Here is a 1,087-nt window from a genome sequence, read left to right as displayed (position 1 = left end):
ATGGGCGCCGACCCCGCGGCCGCGGTCCGGGCCGTCGAGGTCGTCGACGACGTGGCGGGCCGTTACTCGACCGTGGACGTGGACGGCCGCGCCGCGCACCTGCTGCTGGCCAAGAACCCGGCCGGCTGGCAGGAGGCGCTCGGCATGATCGACGCCTCCGCTGACGGCCTGGTGATCGCGGTGAACGGCCAGGTGGCCGACGGCGTGGACCTGTCGTGGCTGTGGGATGTGCGATTCGAGAGCTTCGAGGGCGTGTCCGTGTACGCCTCCGGTGAGCGCGCCGCGGACCTGTCGGTGCGCCTGAGCTACGCCGGGGTCGAGCACAAGCTCGAGCCCGACCCGTTGTCCGCGATCAGGCGGTGCCCACCCGGCCGGGTCGAGGTGCTGGCCAACTACACCGCGTTCCGCGACCTCGGACGCGCGATCGCCGCCCGGAAGGAGCAGCAGCCATGACCGACCGCGACGCCGGGGCCTCCGCCTCACCGCTCGACACCGTCTCCCCCGATTCCCCGCGGCCCACCGAGTCGACTGTGCGCATCGGCCTGGTGCTGCCCGACGTCATGGGCACCTACGGCGACGACGGAAACTCCCTGATCCTGCGCCAACGCCTGAGGTGGCGCGGGTACGACGCCGAGATCGTCCGCATCACCCTCGACGACGCCGTTCCCGACTCGTGTGACATCTACACGGTGGGCGGGGGCGAGGACACCGCCCAGAAGCTCGCATCACGACACCTGTCGGGCTCGCCCGGTGTGCAGCGGGCCGTCGCGCGCGGGGTGCCGGTGCTGGCGATCTGCGCCGGGATGCAGGTGTTCGGCGAGTGGTTCATGGTCGCCGACGGCTCCCGCGCTCCCGGGTTGGGCCTGCTCGACGTGACCACCTCGCCGCAGGCCACCCGCTCGATCGGCGAGCTGGTGGTGGAACCGCAGCTGGACGGCCTCACCCAGACCCTGACCGGCTTCGAGAACCACATGGGCGCCACCATCCTGGGCCCGGACGCCGCCCCGCTCGGACGCGCCACCTCGGGCGTGGGCAACGGAGTCCCGTCAGGCGAGCCCGCGCGTGCCGGCGGGCGGGTCGAGGGAGT

General features: G+C 72.8%; 1 protein-coding gene and 1 pseudogene. Both read left to right on the top strand.

Going from position 1 to position 1,087, the window contains the following annotated elements:
• A partial coding sequence (locus tag G6020_RS14560; protein WP_182611099.1) for a DUF1727 domain-containing protein occupies positions 1 to 453 on the top strand: 453 nt, incomplete at its 5' end.
• Between the two features lie 107 nt (positions 454 to 560).
• Positions 561 to 1,087 (top strand): annotated as a pseudogene (locus G6020_RS14555) (glutamine amidotransferase); the annotation flags it as partial.

Origin of the sequence: Dietzia sp. B19, assembly GCF_014145155.1 — a bacterium.
In the GTDB taxonomy this organism is placed as follows: domain Bacteria; phylum Actinomycetota; class Actinomycetes; order Mycobacteriales; family Mycobacteriaceae; genus Dietzia; species Dietzia natronolimnaea.
The sequence above is the reverse complement of the archived record's forward strand: the minus strand, read 5'-3'. Positions and strand labels throughout refer to the sequence as shown.